Source organism: Sinorhizobium sp. BG8 (genome assembly GCF_016864555.1).
Lineage (GTDB): Bacteria > Pseudomonadota > Alphaproteobacteria > Rhizobiales > Rhizobiaceae > BG8.
Genome location: NZ_CP044012.1, coordinates 1096593 through 1117664, shown reverse-complemented (window position 1 = coordinate 1117664; position 21072 = coordinate 1096593). Strand labels below are relative to the sequence as shown.

At 62.3% G+C, this 21072-nt stretch carries 19 protein-coding genes; 12 read left to right on the top strand and 7 right to left on the bottom strand.

Annotated elements, in window-relative coordinates:
• From F3Y30_RS26010 to F3Y30_RS25985, 6 genes are all read right to left on the bottom strand, one after another.
• Positions 1 to 1986: an FAD-dependent oxidoreductase gene (locus F3Y30_RS26010; protein ID WP_203427144.1), complete on the bottom strand. Its 1986-nt coding sequence runs from the start codon at positions 1984 to 1986 to the stop codon at positions 1 to 3.
• Positions 1987 to 2061: 75 nt separating this feature from the next.
• The gene (locus F3Y30_RS26005; protein WP_203427143.1) at positions 2062 to 3123 is read right to left on the bottom strand and encodes a glycine betaine/L-proline ABC transporter ATP-binding protein; all 1062 of its coding nucleotides are present in this window, start codon (positions 3121 to 3123) and stop codon (positions 2062 to 2064) included.
• Positions 3116 to 4003 (bottom strand): proline/glycine betaine ABC transporter permease, encoded by an 888-nt coding sequence (locus F3Y30_RS26000; RefSeq protein WP_203425784.1) that lies wholly within the window; start codon positions 4001 to 4003, stop codon positions 3116 to 3118. The genes F3Y30_RS26005 and F3Y30_RS26000 overlap by 8 nt, the downstream gene beginning before the upstream one ends.
• A 128-nt stretch (positions 4004 to 4131) precedes the next feature.
• Positions 4132 to 5133 (bottom strand): ABC transporter substrate-binding protein, encoded by a 1002-nt coding sequence (locus F3Y30_RS25995; protein WP_203427142.1) that lies wholly within the window; start codon positions 5131 to 5133, stop codon positions 4132 to 4134.
• A gap of 66 nt (positions 5134 to 5199) precedes the next feature.
• The gene (locus tag F3Y30_RS25990; protein ID WP_246753047.1) at positions 5200 to 6000 is read right to left on the bottom strand and encodes a pyrroline-5-carboxylate reductase dimerization domain-containing protein; all 801 of its coding nucleotides are present in this window, start codon (positions 5998 to 6000) and stop codon (positions 5200 to 5202) included.
• A gap of 7 nt (positions 6001 to 6007) precedes the next feature.
• On the bottom strand, positions 6008 to 6637 hold the full coding sequence (locus tag F3Y30_RS25985) for a TetR/AcrR family transcriptional regulator (RefSeq protein WP_203427140.1): 630 nt from the start codon (positions 6635 to 6637) through the stop codon (positions 6008 to 6010).
• A gap of 148 nt (positions 6638 to 6785) precedes the next feature.
• Here F3Y30_RS25985 and F3Y30_RS25980 point away from each other — a divergent pair, with 148 nt between their 5' ends.
• From F3Y30_RS25980 to F3Y30_RS25955, 6 genes are all read left to right on the top strand, one after another.
• Positions 6786 to 8822, top strand: a complete 2037-nt coding sequence (locus F3Y30_RS25980; protein WP_203427139.1) for an NADH:flavin oxidoreductase — start codon at positions 6786 to 6788, stop codon at positions 8820 to 8822.
• A gap of 2 nt (positions 8823 to 8824) precedes the next feature.
• Positions 8825 to 9430, top strand: coding sequence for a dimethylsulfonioproprionate lyase family protein (locus F3Y30_RS25975; protein ID WP_203427138.1), 606 nt, complete (start codon positions 8825 to 8827; stop codon positions 9428 to 9430).
• A gap of 44 nt (positions 9431 to 9474) precedes the next feature.
• Positions 9475 to 10224 carry an electron transfer flavoprotein subunit beta/FixA family protein gene (locus tag F3Y30_RS25970; protein WP_203424834.1) on the top strand — a complete coding sequence of 250 codons (750 nt, stop codon included), beginning with the start codon at positions 9475 to 9477 and terminating at the stop codon, positions 10222 to 10224.
• Between the two features lie 25 nt (positions 10225 to 10249).
• Positions 10250 to 11179 carry an electron transfer flavoprotein subunit alpha/FixB family protein gene (locus tag F3Y30_RS25965; protein ID WP_203427137.1) on the top strand — a complete coding sequence of 310 codons (930 nt, stop codon included), beginning with the start codon at positions 10250 to 10252 and terminating at the stop codon, positions 11177 to 11179.
• Between the two features lie 228 nt (positions 11180 to 11407).
• Positions 11408 to 12028: a dimethylsulfonioproprionate lyase family protein gene (locus tag F3Y30_RS25960; RefSeq protein ID WP_203427136.1), complete on the top strand. Its 621-nt coding sequence runs from the start codon at positions 11408 to 11410 to the stop codon at positions 12026 to 12028.
• A 29-nt stretch (positions 12029 to 12057) separates the two neighbouring features.
• Positions 12058 to 13719, top strand: a complete 1662-nt coding sequence (locus F3Y30_RS25955) for an electron transfer flavoprotein-ubiquinone oxidoreductase (protein ID WP_203427135.1) — start codon at positions 12058 to 12060, stop codon at positions 13717 to 13719.
• A 43-nt stretch (positions 13720 to 13762) separates the two neighbouring features.
• Here the strand turns inward: F3Y30_RS25955 and F3Y30_RS25950 are convergent, their stop codons facing one another.
• A complete protein-coding gene (locus F3Y30_RS25950; protein ID WP_203427134.1) occupies positions 13763 to 14815 on the bottom strand; it encodes a LacI family DNA-binding transcriptional regulator in 1053 nt (350 codons plus the stop codon).
• Positions 14816 to 15111: 296 nt separating this feature from the next.
• Here F3Y30_RS25950 and F3Y30_RS25945 point away from each other — a divergent pair, with 296 nt between their 5' ends.
• From F3Y30_RS25945 to F3Y30_RS25920, 6 genes are read left to right on the top strand one after another with little or no spacing between them, the layout of a single operon-like run.
• Positions 15112 to 17028 carry an aldo/keto reductase gene (locus tag F3Y30_RS25945; protein WP_246753046.1) on the top strand — a complete coding sequence of 639 codons (1917 nt, stop codon included), beginning with the start codon at positions 15112 to 15114 and terminating at the stop codon, positions 17026 to 17028.
• 36 nt (positions 17029 to 17064) lie between these two features.
• Positions 17065 to 17868 carry an extracellular solute-binding protein gene (locus F3Y30_RS25940; RefSeq protein WP_203427132.1) on the top strand — a complete coding sequence of 268 codons (804 nt, stop codon included), beginning with the start codon at positions 17065 to 17067 and terminating at the stop codon, positions 17866 to 17868.
• A gap of 29 nt (positions 17869 to 17897) precedes the next feature.
• Positions 17898 to 18179 (top strand): hypothetical protein, encoded by a 282-nt coding sequence (locus F3Y30_RS25935; RefSeq protein ID WP_246753045.1) that lies wholly within the window; start codon positions 17898 to 17900, stop codon positions 18177 to 18179.
• 15 nt (positions 18180 to 18194) lie between these two features.
• Positions 18195 to 19133 carry an ABC transporter permease gene (locus tag F3Y30_RS25930; protein ID WP_246753044.1) on the top strand — a complete coding sequence of 313 codons (939 nt, stop codon included), beginning with the start codon at positions 18195 to 18197 and terminating at the stop codon, positions 19131 to 19133.
• Entirely contained in the window at positions 19130 to 19939 is an 810-nt protein-coding gene (locus F3Y30_RS25925) for an ABC transporter permease (protein WP_203427130.1), read from the top strand. The genes F3Y30_RS25930 and F3Y30_RS25925 overlap by 4 nt, the downstream gene beginning before the upstream one ends.
• Positions 19936 to 21072: an ABC transporter ATP-binding protein gene (locus F3Y30_RS25920; protein ID WP_246753043.1), complete on the top strand. Its 1137-nt coding sequence runs from the start codon at positions 19936 to 19938 to the stop codon at positions 21070 to 21072. The genes F3Y30_RS25925 and F3Y30_RS25920 overlap by 4 nt, the downstream gene beginning before the upstream one ends.

Sequence of the window (21072 nt, the reverse complement as noted above, 5' to 3'; positions counted from 1 at the left end):
TCAGATCTCCAATCCTGCCTTCCGGCCTTCGTAAAACGCGTAAGGTGCCTGCCGCGGTGCTGCGCAATCGCCGATCAGGCGCGTCGCGAGGCCGAGTTCCGCCAGGCCCGGCGCCAGCCAGTCGGCCGGGGAATTCGTGGTGGCGGTGACAAGCGTGTCTGCTTCGACAAAGCGGTGCTCGCCCGTGTTGTGGTCGACGATCGTCGCGCCGTTGCCGTGCCATTCGGTAATGCTCACCTCGACGATCCAATCGACGTCGAGTTTGCGAAGCGCTTGCCGCATGGGCACGTCCGCTGCGGTTCGTTGCAGTTCCTTGCCGACGAACGGATCGGGTGTGAGAATCGTCACGCGGTGGCCTTCTTCGGCAAGTTTCCAGGCGGTGCCGCAGCCGCGCCAGCCTCCGCCCTCGTCGAGAAGCAGGATGTGACTGCCCGGCCTTGCCTGTCGCGCCATGATGGCTTCGACGGTGAAGACGTTACCCTTGTCGACGCCGGGCATCGTTTCGACAGTCGGAAGTGCTTTCTGGAAACCGGTTTCAGGCGAATAGGATCCGGTTGCCGCAATCACGACATCGAATTCGGAGGGATCGATTTCCTCGGCTTCGAGATAGGTGTTGAGGCGAACGGCCACGCCGAGCTTCTCCAGCTGCAGCTCGTACCACGCAATGAGATCGAGGATCTGCGCGCGCCGGGGCTGCATGCCAGCGAGGAGAAAGTTTCCACCGAGGCGGCTCGACGCTTCGGCGAGGGTCACCCGGTGCCCGCGCTCAGCCGATACGCGGGCGGCCTCAAGTCCAGCCGGGCCGCCGCCGATCACCAGCACGCGTTTGGGATCGTCGGACCGGCGGAAGCGGTCGCCGTTCCATTCGGCCTCGCGGCCGACGGAGGGGTTGATAAGACAGCTGATCCAGTAATCCCTTGATCGTCGGCCCCAGCACATCTGGTTGCAGGAGATGCAGCCGCGAATATCCTCGGGTCGGTCCTCGCCCGCCTTTGTGGCCAGATGGGGATCGGCGATCTGGCCACGCACGATCGACACGAGATCGGCTGCGCCCTCGCCAAGCACGGTCTCGCCATTTTCCGGCGTACGGATGTGGCTCTCGGCGATCACGACCGCATTCTTGACAACACCCTTGAGGACAGCGGCGAGGTCGGCGCCGAGCTTCTCCGGATAGAGAAAGGTCGGCATCAGCTTGTAGAAATCGAGATAGCCGCCAGATCCGCAGGTGACATAGTCGATGAGGCCGAGGTCGTCGTGCAGCTTGATGATCTCGGCGAGCTCGTCGCGTTGGAGCGCTACCTTCACATCCGGCTCGTCGGAAACGGCAAGGCCGATAATGAAGTCGGGGCCGCAGACTTCGCGGATGCGCGACAGGATCTCCCGCGACATGCGCGTGCGGTTTTCCAGCGAGCCACCCCATTGGTCCTCGCGCCGGTTGCACCAGGGTGTCCAGAACTGGTCGACCATGCCGAGATATGCTGCCCAGACTTCGACCCCGTCGAAGCCGGCATCCCGACATCGCCGTGCAGCTTCGACGAAGCCGTCGATCGTCTCCCGGATTTCGGACTCGCTCATCGGGTGCGAGCCGTCGCTGTCATGATAGCTCGGCCCCCCGGATGGCGACCAATGGGGATGGAAGGAATTGTCGGAATCGCCATGGGCGCCAACGTGATAGAGCTGCTGGATGGCGATGGCGCCGTGTCTTTGGATGGCCTCGACCACCCTCCTGAAATGCGGAATGACGGCATCGTCGCAATGGCGGAAGTTGCCGCCGGTGAGAACGGCTGCCGCATGCACGGGCATGGGTTCGACGACGATCATTGCTGCACCGCCGATCGCGCGTTCCTCATAGTAAGCTGCATGGCGCTCGGTGGGCAGGCCTTCGACGGCCATATTGGCGGTGTGTGCGCCGAAGACGATCCTGTTTTTCAGCGTTTTCGAACGCAGCTTCAGTGGTGAGAAGAGGCGGGGGAATTTTTTCGACATCGCGCAGTTCCGGGCGTGCAGGTTAGTTTTCATGTCGAGGCGGCAAGACCGGCGTTTCAGCTGGTCTTGCCAATATCAGGCCGCCGCGCGGTGACCGTTGTCGTGGGCGTTGACCATTGCGCCCACCAGCTGGCGGAAGGTGACGGTGCCGATCGGCCTGCCCATGGCGTCTATGACGTTGATGTCGCCCTCGGGCGCAGAGGAGAGGGTGCGTACGGCCTCTTCAATCGTGACGCCGGCTGCAATAGCCGGCCCGCCCACTGCCACTGTTGGGCCAAGCGGGCTCATCACGGCCTCGACATGGACGACGCGCCCTCGGTTCACTTCCTTGACGAAGTTGGCGACATAGTCGTCCGCGGGACGGAGGACGATGTCCTGGCTGGTGCCCTGCTGGATGACCTCGCCGTCGCGCAGGATGGCGATCTGGTCGCCGAGGCGCAGCGCCTCGTCGAGGTCGTGCGTGATGAAGACGATCGTCTTGCGGATCTCCTTCTGCAGGTCGAGGAGAACCGTCTGCATGTCCATGCGGATCAGCGGATCGAGCGCCGAGTAGGCCTCGTCCATCAAGAGCACCGGCGCATCGTTGGCAAGCGCGCGGGCAAGGCCGACGCGTTGCTGCATGCCGCCCGACAGCTGGTTGGGATACTTCTGCTCGAAGCCCTTGAGACCGACCCGCTCGAGCCACCGCATCGCCGTCTCGACGCACTGCGAGCGCGGAACGCCCTGCAGTTCCAGCCCGAAGACCGTGTTGTCGAGGATGTTGCGGTGTGGAAGAAGCGCGAACTTCTGGAACACCATCGCCGTCTGGTGCCGGCGGAACTCCTGCAGCTCGGCGTCGGACATCTTGACGACATCGACGCCGTCGACGAGCACCTCGCCGGCCGTCGGATCGATCAGCCGGTTGATATGGCGGATCAGCGTCGACTTGCCCGAGCCGGAAAGCCCCATGATCACCTGGATCGACCCGGACGGCATTTCGATGTTGATGTCGCGAAGCCCGAGCACGTGGCCGTGCTTCTCGTTCAGTTCGCTCTTGGTCAGACCGTTGCGGACGGCATCGATGTGCGCGGCGGCGTTGGGTCCGAAGATCTTGTAGAGGTGGCGGATCTTGATGCCGCCGAAGACGTGGTCAGCCATGGACGACCTCCCGGTGCTTCTGGAGTCGCTTGCCATACGCCTGGCTGACCCGGTCGAAGATGATGGCAATGCCGACGATGGCGAGGCCGTTGAAGATGCCCAGCGTGAAGTACTGGTTGGCGATGGCCTTGAGAACCGGCTGGCCAAGTCCCTGCACGCCGATCATCGAGGCGATGACCACCATGGCCAGCGCCATCATGATCGTCTGGTTGATGCCGGCCATGATCGTCGGAAGGGCGAGCGGCAACTGTACCTTGAAGAGTTTCTGCCTGGGATCGGCGCCGAACGCATCGGCGGCCTCGAGCACGTCCTTGTCGACGAGGCGGATGCCGAGGTCGGTGAGGCGGATCATCGGCGGGATGGCATAGATGACGACGGCGATCAGCCCCGGCACCTTGCCGATGCCGAGCAGCATGACGACGGGGATCAGGTAGACGAAGCTCGGCATCGTCTGCATGACGTCGAGGATCGGATTGACGATACGCTGCATGCGGTCGGAGCGCGCCATCAGGATCCCGATCGGAATGCCGATGGCGATCGACAGCACCGTGCAGACGAAGATCATCGAGATCGTCCGCATCGTGTCGTCCCACATGTCGAAGTAGCCGATCAGCATCAGCGTCACGAGGCAGCCGAGGGTGATGCGGGTGCTGCGCGTGGCGGCATAGGCGATGGCGAGAATGAGCAGCGTGATGATCGGCCAGGGCGTCTTCAGCATGAAGCGCTCGGCGGCGATGAGGAAGTGCTGCAGCGGCGTGAAGATGCTCTCAATCATGTCGCCGTAGTTGCGCGTGAAGCCGCGGAAGCCGTCGTCGATCGCCTTCTTCATGTTGCGCAGCGCGTCGTCGTTCATATGCGGGAATTTGTAAAACCAATCCATTCGGTTCCCCTGGTCCAAAGAGCCGATCCGTTGTTCTTGTTGTTGTTCGGCAGGAAAGGTGCGACGTGCCATCCGGCACATCGCACCAGTTCTTGAAGAGCCGCCCCGTTGCGGCCTTCAGGCAAGGCCTAGAGCGCGGCCTCGATCTTTTCGGCGGCTTCCGGAGAAACCCAGGTCTTCCAGAGATCCTTGTTCTCTTCGAGGAAGTGCTTGGCGCCATCCTCGCCGCTCGCCTGGTTGTCCGTCATCCAAGCCATCAGCTGGCCGAGCGTCTGGTTGCTCCATGAGCGCTTCTTCAGGTAGTCCATCACCTCAGGACCGGCCTTTTCGGAGAAGGGCTTGGCCACCAGCGTGACAATCGTGTCGACCGGCCATGCATTCGGCTTGGGATCGTTGCAATCGGCCACCGTGTTGCAGCGCTTCCATTCTGCCGGATCGTTCGGAACGCCGTAGTCGAGCTTGACCATCTCGTACTTGCCGAGAAGCGCTGTGGGCGCCCAGTAGTAACCGACCCATCCCTCCTTGCGCTCGTACGCCTTGGCGATCGAGCCGTCGAGGCCCGCCGCAGAGCCGGTATCGACCAGCGTGAAGCCGGCCTTCTCGGCCTCGAAAGCCTTGTAGAACTGCGCGGTCACCACCGTACCGCCCCAGCCCTGCGGGCCATTGTAGATCGCGCCCTTGCTCGGATCTTCCGGATCGGGGAAGAGTTCGGGATGCTTCAGCGCATCCTGGATGGTCTTGATGTCGGGATGGGCGTCCGCGAGGTACTTCGGGATCCACCAGCCCTGAACACCGCCATCGGGGAGTGGCGAGCCGACCTGGACGATGCGGCCTTCCTCCGTGCCCTTCTTGACGACCTCAGGCAGCAGGTCGATCCAGGCTTCCGGCGCGATGTCCGGCTGGCCCTTCTCGGCCATGGAGGTAATGGTCGGCACGGTGTCGCCAATGGTGATCTCGGCGCTGCAGCCGTAGCCTTCGTTCAGGATGATCTTGTCGAGGTTGGAGATGACCTCCGCGCTCTGCCAGTTCATGCTGGCGATGGTCACGTCGCCACAATCGGCGGCCTGGGCCATCGCAGAGCCGGCGGCGGTCCCAAGAAACAAGCAGGTCGATGCAAGAAATTTATTCATTATCGTTCCCTCTGTAGCGGCTTCTTATGTCGGACGGGGTGCCGCGAAAGCCCGCCCCCTACGGCGCTAGGAGTTTTCTCCCATGCTGACCGATTTCGCGAAGGCTGCAGCGAGGCCGCGCGCGACGGCGGAGCCAAAACCCGCCGTCATCATTTCCTCGATCGCGGCCGCCGTTGTGCCGCGATAATCAAGGAAGGTCTGGACCGTTTCGGTGGGACAGACGTCCCGCTGTTCGAGGAGCCTGCCTGTGCCGACAAGGACCGTATTGACCGCCCGCTGGGCAACCTGCCGGTCCAGCCCATGCGCGATCGCATCCGCCATCATGGCTTCGGCGAGCAGCGCCGGAAAAGCCGGGCCGGACCCGGTGAGGCCGGTCAGATAATCGATCTCCGCCTCCGTGCGGACTTCATCCTGAACCCCACAGGCATCAAAGATCGCGCGAACGATGGCCCGGTCCGTGTCGTCGACATCGCCGGTGGCAATCCACGGCGTGTAGGACTTGCGCACCTCGGCCGCGGCATTCGGCAGGGTGCGGACGGCACGGCGGGTCTGGTGCTGCGCACATAGCGCAGCGAGGCGGATGCCGGCCATCACGGAGACGATAAGCTTGCCTTCGACATTGATGTTCAGGTGAGGCCAGTCGGCCGGGCGGACGGAGAGGACGATGACGTCCGAGCGATCGGCCAGTGCCTGATTGTCCCGGGTCCAGAAGGCGCCGGGGAAACGGTCGGGGCGCTTGCTTCGATAGGAAAGCGAAAGGTCCTGAGACGCGGCAATGCCGGCATCCAGCACGGCTGCGGCGATTGCACCACCCAGCCAGCCCGCGCCGCCGATCACGCCGATCCTCAAACCCTTGCCTGCTGCCACCTTCCTGTCACTCCGGTTTGTATCCATGCCGTGCGAAGAAACGGTCGAGTTCCCGCTTCTGGGGAACCTCTCCGGTATAGATCGCGATGTATTCCGGGATGCGCTTCATGCGGAGCGCGAGATCCTCCCTGGACTGCATCGAGATGTATCCGATCTGGACCAGGTAGGTCGTTCGCGCGCGAACGTCCGCCGGGCCCTCGTCATAACCGAACCTCATGAACATGCGGCCGATTGCTTCCATTCTCGTCTGGTCGGCCGCGTGCACCTCTGCCAGGATTTCCGGCGACTGCAGGGCCCAACTGCGGACAGCGAACTCGAACTGCGAATCGAACAGATCCTTGTTCACCCAGCAGTCGAAGACGTTCAGCATCGCTTCGGCGAGCGTCTCCGCATAGGCTTCGGTCTGCTTCACGAGGTTACCCGTGTTCTTTTCTCTCCAGCGCGAGATCAGCGCGCTCAACAGTTCCTCTCGGTCCTTGAAGAACCAGTAGAAGCTGGTCCGGGAGAGATTGAGCCGCTTTGCGAGCGGCAGAATCTTCACCGATTCCACGCCGGATTCGAGCAGGGAGTCGTAGGCGGCCTCCAGCCATCCCTCGTGGGAGCCGCGCCAGCCGCTGTCACTCGTCTCCTGTTCCATGATTACCTCCTAGCAAATGCTGTCTGGCCTTACAAGTAAAATGTACATGTGTGTCAATAATCCGTTCTGTCGTGTTTTTGATTGTTGACACTTGTGTACATTCCTGGTTAGCGTTGATAGTGTATTCCCCTAGACCGGAGCCCGGCGCATGTCGAACGATCCCCTGCTGCAGCCCTTCCAGCTGAAGCATCTGACCCTGCGTAACCGTATCATTGTCACGTCGCACGAGCCTGCCTATCCCGAGGACGGGATGCCGAAGGGTCGTTATCGTGCCTATACGGTGGAGCGGGCGAGGGGTGGAGTGGCGCTGACGATGACCGCGGGCTCCGCCGCCGTCTCGAAGGACAGTCCGCCGGTCTTCAACAATCTGCTCGCCTACAAGGATGAGATCGTTCCGTGGATCCGGGAAATGACGGATGCCGTGCACGAACAAGGCGCGGCGATCATGATCCAGCTCACCCATCTCGGCCGTCGCACGCGGTGGGACAAGGGCGACTGGCTGCCCGTCGTGGCCCCGTCCCATCACCGCGAGGCCGCTCACCGTGCCTTCCCGAAAAAGCTGGAAGACTGGGACATCGAGCGCATCATCAAGGATTTCGCCGATGCGGCCGAACGCATGAAGGCCGGTGGCATGGACGGCGTCGAGCTGGAGGCCTATGGCCACCTCATCGACCAGTTCACCTCGCCACTCACCAATGAACTCGACGGCCCCTATGGCGGTTCGCTCGACAACCGCATGCGCTTCTGTTTCGACGTGTTCAAGGCCATGCGCAAGCGCGTCGGCAACGACTTCATTCTCGGCGTGCGCTACACGGCCGACGAATGTCTTCCCGGCGGGACCGGAAAGGCCGAAGGCCTGGAAATCTCCCGTCGCCTCAAGGAAAGCGGTCTCATCGACTACCTGAACGTCATCCGCGGTCATATCGACACGGATGCGGGTCTGACGGACGTCATCCCGATCCAGGGCATGGCAAGTGCACCGCATCTGGATTTCGCAGGCGAGGTGCGCGCCGCGACCAATTTCCCGACCTTCCATGCGGCGAAAATCCAGGACGTCGCGACGGCTCGCCATGCGATCGCAGCCGGCAAGGTCGACATGGTCGGCATGACGCGCGCGCACATGACCGACCCACACATCGTGCGCAAGATCATCGAAAAGCGCGAAGACGACATCCGCCCCTGCGTCGGTGCGAACTACTGTCTCGACCGTATCTACCAGGGCGGTCTTGCCTTCTGCATCCACAATGCGGCGACGGGCCGCGAGGAGACGATGCCGCACAACATCCCCAAGGCGGATGTGCGAAGGAAGGTGGTCGTCGTCGGTGCCGGCCCGGCTGGTCTCGAAGCCGCTCGCGTCTCCGCCGAGCGTGGCCATGAGGTCGTGGTCTTCGAGGCCGCGAACAATCCCGGTGGCCAGATCCGGCTGACGTCGCAGAGCGAGCGCCGGAGGGAGATGATCAGCATCATCGAGTGGCGCATGAACCAGTGCGAGAAGCTGGGCGTGACCTTCCATTTCAACACCTGGGCCGAAGCCGACACGATCACGGCAGAAGACCCCGATGTCGTGATCATCGCGACCGGTGGCTTGCCGCATACAGATGTGCTCACGAAGGGCAACGAGCTGGTCGTCTCGTCCTGGGATATCATCTCGGGCGATGTGAAGCCGGGCTCGAATGTGCTTGTCTATGACGATGCCGGCGACCATGCCGGCCTGCAGGCGGCTGAGTTCATCGCCAAGGCGGGCGGCAAGGTCGAGATCATGACTCCGGACCGTGCCTTCGCGCCTGAGGTCATGGCCATGAACCTCGTGCCCTACATGCGCTCGCTGCAAAAGCTCGATACGACCTTTACCGTCACCTACCGGCTCGAGGCGGCGGAAAAGAGCGGCAACCAGATCATTGCCCATATCGGCAGCGATTACGGCGGCGTAGCAAAGCAGCAGACCTTCGATCAGATCGTCGTCAACCACGGCACCATCCCGCTGGATGACCTCTATTTCGAACTGAAGCCGGGGTCGAAGAACCTTGGCGAAGTCTCATACGATGAGCTGCTCTCCGGTGCTCCGCAGACCGTCGAACGCAATCCTGACGGCGCCTACCAGCTCTTCCGCATCGGCGACGCGGTCGCCGCCCGTAACACGCACGCCGCCATCTACGATGCGCTGCGTCTTGCCAAGGATATCTGACGATGGCGCGAGGCGAGGTTCTGCAAGGTTTCCTCGACGCGGCTTTCGCGGCCTTCGATGAGTGCGCGCAGGATGCGCGCGCACGCGGATCCATCAAGCAGATCTTTGCGCGTTTGGGCGAACCGCAGCCGGAGCGACCGGATATCGGCAAGCGCCTCCCTGTGAGCATCCGCTATCTCGAAGAGGTTCTTGCAACCAAGACCGGACGTCCAGCGCTCGACCTGTTGATCGAGCGGTTCAAGATGCTGGAACCCCAGCTGGAATGGAGTTGGCGCTCGACCTACGACGATACGGCGAGCGAGAACTTCCCGACGAGCCACGCCAATACCTTGATCGTCGGCCCGGACGGTCTTGAGGATCGCGGGGATGTCTGGTTCGGTGCCAGTTTGATGGCGCCGAACGTGCGCTATCCGGATCACGATCATGCGCCGGAGGAAACCTATCTCGTCCTGTCGGACGGCGAGTTCCAGCACGGTGATTGCGATTGGTTTTCGCCCGGCATCGGTGGGTCCTTCTACAACCCGCCGGGCATTCGCCACGCCATGCGCTCGGGCAGCAAGCCGCTCTTTGCCTTCTGGGCATTGCTGCCCGACCAGCCGAAACACTGACAGGAATCGGTCGGCGCCGGCCGACCGCGGGAGGAAAATGCGCCATGAAGATCTTGGTCCCCGTTAAGCGGGTTGTTGACTACAACGTGAAGATCCGCGTGAAGGCGGATGGCACGGGTGTCGAGCTTGCGAATGTGAAGATGTCGATGAATCCGTTCGACGAGATCTCCGTGGAAGAGGCGCTGCGTCTGAAGGAAGCCGGCAAGGCGGAGGAGGTCGTGGTGGTGTCGATCGGTCCCGCCAAGGCCGAGGAGACGCTGAGGACGGCACTCGCCATGGGAGCCGACCGGGCGATCCTGGTCGAGACCGAGGATCAGGTCGAGCCGCTCGCCGTCGCCAAGATCCTCAAGGGCGTGGCCGAGGCCGAACAGCCGGGGCTGATCATCGTCGGCAAGCAGGCGATCGATGACGACTCGAACCAGACCGGCCAGATGCTGTCGGCGCTGCTCGGCTGGGCGCAGGGGACGTTTGCCTCGAAGGTCGAGATCGGCGAGGGCAAGGCAAAGGTTACCCGTGAGGTCGACGGCGGCCTGCAGACGATCGAAGTGACGCTGCCGGCGGTGGTGACGACGGACCTTCGGCTCAACGAGCCGCGCTACGCCTCGCTGCCGAACATCATGAAGGCGAAGAAGAAGCCGCTCGACAAGAAGAGCCCGGGCGATTTCGGCGTCGACACGACAGCCCGGCTGAAGGTGCTGAAGACCGAGGAGCCGGGCGGGCGCAAGGCCGGCGTCAAGGTGAAGTCGGTCGCCGAGCTCGTCGAGAAGCTGAAGACCGAAGCCGGCGTGCTTTGATCCGGAAGAGATAGGAGATTACATCATGGCCATTCTTCTTCTGGCTGACCACGACAAGAACCACCTTTCCGACCAGACGGCCAAGGCGCTGACGGCGGCAACGCAGATCGGCGGCGCGGTGCATGTGCTGGTTGCCGGCTCCGGTGCCGGGGCGGTTGGCGAACAGGCGGCAAGGCTGTCCGGCGTCGCCAAGGTGCTCGTCGCCGACGACGCCAGCCTCGCCAACAACCTGGCCGAACCGCTGGCGGCCCTGATCGTCTCGCTGTCGGGTTCCTATGACACGATCCTTGCGGCCGCCACCTCGGTCGGCAAGAACGTGCTGCCGCGGGTCGCGGCCCTTCTCGACGTCGCGCAGGTGTCTGAGATCATCGAGGTGGTCTCGTCCGACACGTTCAAGCGGCCGATCTATGCCGGCAACGCCATCCAGACGGTGCAGGCGACCGATGCGAAGAAGGTGATCACCGTGCGCACGGCAAGCTTTGCCGCAGCGGCGGACGGCGGCTCGGCTGCGGTCGAGACGGTTTCGGCCGGCGCAAACCCGGGCCTTTCCAGCTTCGTCGGCGATGCGCTGTCGTCGTCGGACCGTCCGGAGCTGACGTCGGCGAAGATCATCATCTCGGGCGGCCGGGCGCTCGGCTCGTCGGAGAAGTTCAAGGAGGTGATCCTGCCGGTCGCCGACAAGCTCGGGGCCGCCGTCGGTGCGTCGCGCGCCGCCGTCGATGCCGGCTATGCGCCGAACGACTGGCAGGTCGGCCAGACCGGCAAGGTGGTCGCGCCCGAACTCTACATCGCCTGCGGCATCTCCGGCGCCATCCAGCATCTGGCCGGCATGAAGGATTCGAAGGTCATCGTCGCCATCAACAAGGACGAGGAAGCACCGATCTTCCAGGTCGCGGACTACGGCCTCGTCGCCGACCTCTTCGACGTCCTGCCGGAAATGCAGAAGGCGATCTAGGGAACGCTGGTCCACGTGCGTTCGTGGAGCGTGGCGCATGGGCGCTGGACATCCCGATGATGTCGCAGCAGAGATAGCGATCCTCTTGCCGGTCGGCGCATCCTGGATTACCGGTCAATCGCTTCATGTTAACGGAGGTTTGGATTCGTGCAGCAGTCCCGCAGTCGTTCCACGGACGCGGCGAAACCCGCAGATGCTGTTGCATCCCTTTGGCCGGAAGAACCCGCAATGACCGGGGGAATGGTCAAGCCTCGCAGGCGGCCGCACGCTCTCCAGACGCTTATTACGACCGTCTTCACCACACTCCTGTCATCGGGGTCACCCGTCATGGCGCGGCTCGTGGCGGGGCAGGCCTATGCCCGGCTCGAAAGTTGCGGGCGCTCAGGAGGGTTGCCAGCGGATATCGTCTCCGATTTGCCCTATTGGGGCCGGGCACTTCAAAACCTGAAGAAGATAAAGGGCGATCTCGGAAGTCTCGCCGCTCTACTCGAGCAGCTCGGGCCGCACTTGTCCCGGCGCATCGGGGCAGGGGGACCCTATGCCAGCGTCAACTTTTCAGCATCCCACGCCCATGCCACCGTGGCGGGACCGGGTGGTTTGGAAGAACGTGCCGACGTGCAGGTTGGGCTGACCGTGATGGCGCCCTATTGCCGCTTCCCCGATCACAAGCATCCTCGGCGGCGCCTGATGCTGTTTCTCTCCAATGCCGAGGTTTCCCTCAATGATGGCGAGTGGGAGAAGAAGCGTGTCGGCGGCGTTCAACTGGTCGACGCGGGTGAAAAGTTTGCCATACGCTGTACGGCAGAACCGATGCTTGCCGTGTGGTGCGAAGTCGACGCTCTTCGTTGATCTGAGTTTGGATTTTCTTGGAAATCGCAATGGAACAAGCAGACCTCCCCGACCGCGAGAGCATGGAATTCGACGTTGTGATCGTGGGAGCGGGCCCGGCAGGGCTGTCGGCGGCGATCCGGTTGAAGCAGGTCAATCCGGAGCTGTCGGTCGTGGTTCTGGAAAAGGGCGCGGAAGTCGGGGCGCATATTCTCTCGGGCGCCGTCGTCGACCCGATCGGTATTGATCGGCTGCTGCCCGGCTGGCGCGAGGAGGCCGACCATCCCTTCAAGACCGAGGTGACGGACGACCAGTTCCTGTTCCTCGGCCCGGCCGGCTCGGTGCGCCTGCCCAACGCCCTGATGCCGCCCTTGATGAACAACCACGGCAACTACATCGTCTCGCTCGGCAATGTCTGTCGCTGGCTGGCCACCCATGCCGAGGCGCTGGGCGTCGAGATCTATCCGGGCTTTGCCGCGACCGAGGTGCTCTACAATGACGCGGGTGCCGTCATCGGGGTCGCCACCGGCGACATGGGCATCGAGCGCAGCGGCGAGCCCGGCCCGAACTATACCCGCGGCATGGCGCTGATGGGCAAGTACGTGCTGATCGGCGAGGGCGTGCGCGGTTCGCTGGCCAAGCAGCTGATTGAAAAATTCGATCTGCAGAAGGGTCGCGAGCCGCAAAAATTCGGCATCGGCCTCAAGGAGCTCTGGCAGGTCAGGCCCGAGCATCACCGGCCCGGCCTGGTGCAGCATTCCTTCGGCTGGCCGCTCGGCATGAAGACCGGCGGAGGCTCCTTCCTCTACCATCTCGAGGACAATCTGGTGGCCGTCGGCTTCGTCGTCCACCTCAACTACAAGAACCCCTATCTCTTCCCCTTCGAGGAGTTCCAGCGCTTCAAGACACACCCGGCGATCCGCGGCACCTTCGAGGGCGGCAAGCGGCTGTCCTATGGCGCGCGGGCCATCACCGAGGGGGGCTTCCAGTCGGTGCCGAAGCTGTCGTTCCCGGGCGGCGCGCTGATCGGCTGCTCGGCCGGCTTCGTCAACGTGCCGCGCATCAAGGGCAGCCACAATGCGGTGCTGTCGGGCATTCTCGCGGCCGAGAAGATCGCCGATGCGATCGCCGGCGGCCGGGCCAATGACGAGCCGCACGAGATCGAGGCCGGCTGGCGTCTCAGCGCCATCGGCCAGGACCTGAAACGGGTGCGCAACGTCAAGCCGCTGTGGTCGCGCTTCGGCACGGCGGTCGGCGTGGCGCTCGGCGGCCTCGACATGTGGACGAACACGCTGTTCGGCTTCTCCTTCTTCGGCACGATGAAGCACGGCAAGACCGATGCGCAGAGCCTGGAGCCGGCGGCCAAGCACGAGAAGATCGACTACCCGAAGCCCGACGGCGTGCTCACCTTCGACCGGCTGTCCTCGGTGTTCCTGTCCAACACCAACCACGAGGAAGACCAGCCGATCCATCTGCAGCTGAAGAACCCCGAGCTGCAGAAGTCCTCCGAGCTCGACGTCTATGCCGGCCCCTCGACGCGCTACTGTCCGGCCGGCGTCTACGAATGGGTGGAAAAGGACGGCAAGGACGTGTTCGTCATCAACGCCCAGAACTGCGTCCACTGCAAGACCTGCGACATCAAGGACCCCAACCAGAACATCAACTGGGTGCCGCCACAAGGCGGCGAAGGACCGGTCTATCCGAACATGTAGCTTGTTCCTCCATTCGTGCGGAACGAAACACAAGTTTTCACAGCTACACTGAAGGCGCCCGATGCTTCTTCGTCGGTGCGCGCGCCGACTCCCGAAGAATGAGCTGATGGGGAACGTATTCGACGCCCGATTCCGATGCGCGGTTCTTCATCGCCCGCAGCAACCGGTACATGCTGCGCTCACCGATATCCGCGGTGGGCTGGGCGATCGTGGTGAGCGGCGGATTCATAAGCGCTGCGTAGCGCGTGTTGTCGAAGCCGACGACGGAAATGTCTTCGGGTACGGAGAACCCCAAGATGCGTAGCTCGGCCATGGCACCGAAGGCCATTTCGTCGTTGGCGCAGACGATTGCCGTCGGTCGGCTCTGCGCGTTGATCAGCTGCCGGGTTGCGCGCCTTGCGCCTTCTGCCGTCAGGTTTCCGGAGGCCATCCAGTCGTCTTCCACCGGTAGACCTGCATGTTCCATCGCCGAGCGATAACCGGTCTCGCGATCCTGAACCATGGCCGAGCCTTGTTCTCCGCGCATGAAGCCGATCCGTTCATGTCCGAGGCCGATGAGGTACTGCGTGATTTCGTTGCAAGCCTGATGGCCATTCACCTGCACGCGGGGATAGGGCAGAAGCTCGGTATCGGCAGTTTCACCGCAAACGACGATCGCCGGATGCGCTTCGACAGAGTGATCGTCGCTGCGGCGAAAGGGTGCTGCACCGCCAAGTACCACGATGCCGTCGGCCTGGCGCGATGTGACGATATCGTTGAGGTCGGTATTGGACAGGCTGCCGGGCGCGAACTCCCGGATGCTGATGCGATAGCCCTTCTCGACCGCGACGCGGGAGATTCCGGAAAGGACATCCCCGTAGAACGGATCTCCGATGGTCCAAACCAGCACCAGTATGGTGCCCGTCTTACCGAGCCTGAAGTTGCGAGCGAGATTGTTCGGCAGGTATCCGAGCGCTTCGATGGCCGCCTGTATACGCAATCGGGTCTCGTCCTTTACCCGCTCGGGCTCGTTGAAATAGCGCGACACCGTTCCCACGGAAACGTCGGCGCTCTTCGCGACGTCCTTGATCGAGGCATTGGATCTGGTGAGGCTCATGTTTTCACCCATGGCGGACGGAAGTGACTTGTCGAACTTGCATCGCGACATGCGCTGCAAGGCTGTTGACATGCTAATCAGTTTATGAAAACGTTTCAATCAGAGGAGTGAAGGTTTTGCACCTTCTGCGGCAGAAAATCCCTGAAAGTATGCGTTTTAGTGCAGGTTGCATGGAAAATTCAGATCAAATAATTGAAACGTTTCAATTTCCAGTAGACCCGGCAAGTGAGCGGGATGTTCGCTGGGGCATTCTGGGCTCCGGTGAGATCGCCCGCACCTTTGGCGATGCGATTGCGTTGAGCAAGGGTGCAGTTCTCGCTGCTGTTGGTAGCCGCGTGCCGGAACGGTTTGCTGCAACCGGGCAATTTGAGGGGGCGAAGGTCGAAACGTATGAGGCCGTGCTTGCGTCGACCGAGATCGATGCCGTTTACATCGCACTGCCCCATAGCGAGCATGCGCGATGGGCGATCCGTGCGCTGGAGGCGGGCAAGCATGTCCTGTGCGAAAAGCCGCTGGCACTCAATGGATACGATGCCATGGCGACGGTCGCCGCGGCAAAGGCTTCTGGCCGCCTCCTGATGGAGGCTTTCATGTACCGGCTGCATCCACAATATGCAGCGCTTGCCAATCTTCTCAAGAAGGGCGCAGTGGGGCGGATACAGTCGATAGAGGCGAGCTTCGGATTTGCCGCCGAATTCGATCCCGATGCCCGGCTCTTCAAGAATTCACTCGGCGGCGGCGCAATCATGGATGTCGGATGCTATGCCGTTTCCGTGGCGCGCATGATCGCGGGCCTGGCGAGCGGCGGCACTTTCTCGAATCCGCTTTCCACTGAAGGGGCGGCCGAGATCGGACCATCCGGGGTAGACCATTTCGCCCGGGCGACCTTGACATTCGCCGACGGCATTGTTGCCGATATCTCCTGCGCGATCGACCGCGACCTCGACAATAGGGTTCGCATCGTCGGAGAGACCGGGAGCATTCTTATCATCTCGCCGTGGCTGCCCGATTGCTGGGACTATCCGGCAGCTGAAATCGTGGTGACCGACGCCGACGGCACGGCAACCAGTCATGCCTTCGAGCGCAACGTCAATCAGTATGTGCTCGAGGTGGAGGCCGCCGGTGCGGCGATCCGGGCCGGCAAGGGCGAAGCCGCGTTTCCGGCCGCGATCTGGGCCGACAGCATCGGGAATATGCAGACGCTCGATGCCTGGCGCAACACCGCCGGTCTCACGTTCGAGGCGGAATATTGGGAGAACCGCAAGGCGCGTTTTTCGGCGCGGCCGCTTGCGGCTAAATTTCCCTATCGCGTTCCGGAGACGGACCGCGTCGCCGTCGGCAAGCGCGCCTCCGCTATCGCCATGGGCTGTTGCGATATCCAGACCCTCGTGCACGGCGACCATCTCTACGACGTCTTCTTCGAAGCCGGCGGGACGATTTTCGATACGGCCTGGATTTACGAAGAATCGGATACCGCCCTTGGCCAGTGGATGGAGAATCGCGGCGTCCGCGAGGATGTAATCGTCGTCGGCAAGGGGGCGCATAGCCCGGACTGTTTTCCGGCACGGGTGGGCCTGGAGTTGGACGAGTCTCTCGCCAAGCTCCGTACATCCTACGTTGATATCTACATGCTCCATCGCGACAACCCGGAGGTTCCCGTCGGCGAATTCGTCGACGTGCTTGATGCCGAGCATCGAGCCGGGCGAATTCGCAGCTACGGATTCTCCAATTGGACGCGGGAGCGTTTCGACGAAGCGGCCGACTATGCGCGCGTCAACGGCAAGTGTCTGCCGACCACCCTGAGCAACAACTTCAGCCTCGCAGCCATGGCCGAACCTGTCTGGGAGGGTTGCATTGCCGCATCGTCCGAGGACTGGAAAGAATGGTTGCGCAAGACAGGCACCTCGCTGCTCGCATGGTCGAGCCAAGCGCGCGGTTTCTTCGCCGAGCGCACGGCAAGCGATCCACTTGCCGACCCGAACTTCGCCCGCAGCTGGGAAACGCCGGTCAACCTCGGTCGCCGGGAACGGGCGCGCGAACTTGCCGAACGCATCGGTGCAAAAACCACGCATGTCGCGCTGGCCTATGTGCTGCAGCAGAAGCTGCCGGTCATCCCGATCATCGGGCCGCTGACGCTCGATCAACTCGACGACTCTCTGAAGGCCGCGGCGATTACGCTGACCGAGGACGACATCCGTTGGCTCGAAGGCTGACGTTCGCAAATGCTCAATCAATAAAAGGGGAATGCCATGAAGAAAGATGAACTCATCGACCGAGTAGCCGCTGGCCATCTCCCGCGTCGCGACTTCGTGAGGTTGCTTTCGGCGGCCGGCCTGGCGCTGACCACGTTGCCGGCAACTGCCAGACAGGCGCGCGCCGCCTCGACCGATAATGCCGTGTCCTTCACCTGGTCCGGATACGACGTGCCGCAATTCTTTCAGGCCTATATCGACAAGCATGGCAAGCAGCCGGAAATGGCGCTGATCTCGACCCCCGAGGATGCCCTGTCCAAAATACGCGGTGGTTTCAAGGTCGACGTGGCGCATCCCTATAGCAGCAATGTCGCGCGCTGGAACGAGGCAGAGGTGTTGCAGCCCATCGATACGTCTCGCCTGTCGCATTGGGGCGATGTCTACGATGTGCTCAAGACACTGCCCGATTCCGTCGACAAGGACGGAAGACAGCTCTTCCTGCCGGTTGACTGGGGTCGGGTTTCGATCGGCTACCGTACCGACATGGTCAAGCTCGAGAAATCCTCCTGGTCGCTGCTCTGGGACAAGAGTCTCGAGGGCCGCGTATCGATGATCGGGGACCCCGCCATGGCGGCCCCGATCGCTGGCCTCTATCTGGCGCTGAAGGATCCGTTCAATCCCGACGAAGGGCAGTACGAGGCGATCGTGAATGCCTTGCGCGAGCAGCGCGACCTCTCCCGCTTCTTCTGGGACAGCGGCGCAAACATCGAACAGGCCCTGATGTCGGGCGAAGTCGTCGCCGCGCCGATCTGGAACGGCTCCTACGCTATCGTCCGGGGCAGGGTGCGCCTGTCGAGATGATGGATCCTGAGGAGGGCTCGCTTTGTTTCGTGGCAGGCCTGACCTTCATCAAGGGTGCCGAGCACACGGATGCAGCCTACGACCTCATGGATGCAATCCTCTCTCCCGAGACCGGAAAATACCTGATCGAGACCTACGGTTTCGGCCATTCCAACCGCAAGGCGTTCGATCTCGTGGCGCCTGAGGTGCTGACGAAGAACGCGCTGCCGCGGGATGTTGAGGAGTTTTTCTCCAAGGGCGTATTGCTCAAGGCATTCAGCCGCAACGAGCAATTCGCCAAGGTCTTCCAGGAAATCAAATCCGGCTTCTGATCGACGGGCAACGGGATGACTGTTTCGACGACATCACCGCAGCAGGCCGTGTCGGCAGGGCTCGCGGTGCAGCGGGGCCGGAGCTTCTTCGGAGATATGGGCCGGCCCCTTGGCCTGCTGCTGCCGGCGCTCGTGCTGGCGGCCCTCGTAATGCTGGTGCCGCTGATGAACATCATCGGCCAGAGCTTCCACACCCAGATGGGCGTCGCGATCGACCGCGCATTTTCGCTGGAGAACTACCGAATACTGTTCTCTGACGAGGGCAGGGTGTTCCGGCTGCTGCTGGTGCGCTCGCTCGGCATCGCTTTCGCGGCGACTGTCATCGTTATCCTCGTCGCCTATCCCGTGGCCTATTTCCTTGCGTTTCACGCGGGGCGCTCGCGGATGGTGTGGCTGATGCTGATCACCATCCCGTTCTGGACGAGTTACCTGCTGCGCGTCTTCGCGTGGAAGATCATTCTCGGTTTCAACGGGGTCATCAATTCCGCGTTGCTGACGACCGGGTTGATCGAAAAGCCGATAGAGAGCCTGCTCTACAGCCAGACCGCGGTAATCCTGACGCTCGTTCATTCCTGGGCGCCCTTCGCGGTACTGCCGATCTATGTGTCGCTCGAAAAGGTGGACCGGCTGTTGCTCGATGCCGCCGCCGATCTCGGCGACACGCCGCTTCGTAGCTTCTGGTCGGTGACCTTGCCGCTCTCGATGCCGGGCGTCCTCGCGGCGACGTTGATGATCTTCATTCCGACCGTCGGCGACTACGTCACGCCGAGCCTGGTGGGCGGGCGTAACGGACTGATGATTGGCAACTATATTTCCGAGCTCTTCGGTCAGGCGAGCAACATTCCGCTCGGCTCGGCCATGGCGGTCGGGACAATGGTGATCATTTCATTGCTGGTTGCAATCTATCTTGCAATCCTCGGCCGCGTGGTGCCCAGGGCAGAGGGCCGGAAATGAAGACTCCGATTGCGAAGTGGTCGCTCGGCCTTTTCACCCTCATCTTCGTACTTTTCCTGCATGCGCCGATGGCGATGATCGCGCTCTTCTCCTTCAACAGCGCCAATATCGTCGCCTTCCCGCTCAAGGAATTTACCCTCGACTGGTATCGCGGCCTGCTCGGCGACGCGCCACTCTTTGCCGCTTTGTGGCACAGTATTCTCGTCGGCGTTCCTGTGGCGCTGGTGTCGACAGCGATCGGGTTGCTCGCCGCCAAGGCCTTCGTGCACTACCGCTTCTTCGGTCGCGGCGCGGCCCTGGGGCTGCTGATGCTGCCGATGGGCATTCCGACGTTCATCCTTGGCATAGCGCTTCTCAGCTTCGTCCGTCAGGTGCTCGGCGTGGAACTCTCCCTCTTCGTCGTGGCGGTCGCGCATGTGCTCATCTGTCTGCCCTATTGCATCTTCACGCTGATGGCACGCCTTGAAGGATTCGATCAGAATCTCGAGCAGGCCTCGATGGATCTCGGCGAGACTCCGTTCCAGACCTTCTGGCGGATCACCGTCCCGCTGGTCCTGCCGGGTATTGTCTCCTCGATCATGCTTTCCTTCATCACCTCCTTCGACGAGTTCATGCTGGCCTTCTTCCTTGCCGGCAGCGAGGCGACGCTGCCGCTCTACATGATGGGCCAGATGCGCTTCTCCTATTCACTTCCGAGCATGCTCGCACTCGGGACAATCATCTTTGCGGTGTCGGTCGTGCTGGTGGTCATCGCCGAATTGTTACGCCGCAAGGACATTTCGACGGAAGAGGGAGCCGCAGCATGAGCCAGGCGAAAATCCATGAAAGGGGCCAGTCCATGGTCGAACAGGTTCTCGCCGATGCTGCGCGTCCGGCGATGATAGACATCCGCTCTGTCGGCAAAGCCTATGGCAACTATACTGCGCTCAACGGCATCGACATGGAAATCCGGCAAGGCGAGTTCTTTTCTCTCGTTGGTCCATCCGGCTGCGGCAAGACCACCCTTCTCAAGATCATCGGTGGCTTCGAGCAGGCGACGGCCGGCCGTCTTCTGATCGGCGGCGAGGATATGGGCGGCACTCCCGCCTATCGGCGGCCGACGAACATGGTGTTCCAGTCCTACGCGCTGTTCCCCCACATGAACATTCGCAAGAATGTTGGCTATGGAATGCGCAAGAGCCGGCTCCCGGCGGCCGAGAAGGCGCGCATCGTCGACGACGCGTTGGCATTGGTGAAAATGTCGGATTTTGCCGATCGGCTTCCCGGCCAGCTGTCGGGCGGCCAGAAGCAGCGCATTGCGCTTGCTCGCGCCATTGTATGCAAGCCCAAGGTGCTGCTGCTGGACGAGCCGCTTGGCGCGCTCGACAAACGGCTGCGCGAGGAAATGCAGTTCGAGCTCAAAAGCCTGCAGCGTCGGCTGGGCATTACCTTCGTCTGCGTCACCCATGACCAGGAAGAGGCGATGTCCATGTCCGACCGCATCGCGGTAATGTCGGCGGGACGGCTGCTGCAGATCGATACGCCGGACAATCTCTATGAAAGACCGGTTTCCCGAGGGGTGGCTGATTTCGTCGGCAGCATGAACTTCTTCGACGTCAAGCTTCGCGAACGCCATGACAACGGATCGCGCCTCACGCTTGCCGGCGGAATAGTCGTCGAGACCGTCAATCGCGGCGAAGGCACTGTTCTTGCGTTGCGGCCGGAATGGCTCCGCCTGTCTGCTGAACCACCAGCGCCGAGCGTCAACACGATGACCTGTACGCTCACGGAGCGATCCTATCTGGGTGGCCGCAACGTTTATCTCGTGCAGACCGGGGCGAGTGATCGCCCGGTCTCCGTCATGGCGCAGCAGACCCATTCCCCGACAGCCCTGTTGCAGCCAGGCGAACGCCTGTGGCTCAGCTGGGCGCCCGAAGCCGGCGTTCTCCTCCCGTCGTAA